Genomic DNA, 223 nt, shown 5'->3' with positions numbered 1-223 from the left:
TTTGTAATCGTTCTTTATCGATATAATAGTTTTCAAATACGAACAATGTTTTTATCAAATTAGAACCCAATTGTGATTGGCTTTGAACTTCCGCTAACGAACAATAACCATGACTACTTCCCTCTGTTCCTTGTTTTTGGAGACTTCTTAATAATTCCACAACTGTCATATCTGCTTCTCGTTTTACTCGAACTGGTATTGTATTTACAAATAGACCTACAAT

Annotated in this window: 1 protein-coding gene; it reads right to left on the bottom strand. The window is 32.7% G+C overall.

Going from position 1 to position 223, the window contains the following annotated elements; all coding sequences use genetic code 11:
• On the bottom strand, positions 1 to 223 hold a 223-nt coding region (locus MR167_RS33875), incomplete at both ends, for a condensation domain-containing protein (RefSeq protein ID WP_242316325.1).

The organism is Bacillus cereus group sp. BfR-BA-01355, assembly GCF_022663675.1.
GTDB classification, from domain to species: domain Bacteria; phylum Bacillota; class Bacilli; order Bacillales; family Bacillaceae_G; genus Bacillus_A; species Bacillus_A thuringiensis_S.
The sequence above is the reverse complement of the archived record's forward strand: the minus strand, read 5'-3'. Positions and strand labels throughout refer to the sequence as shown.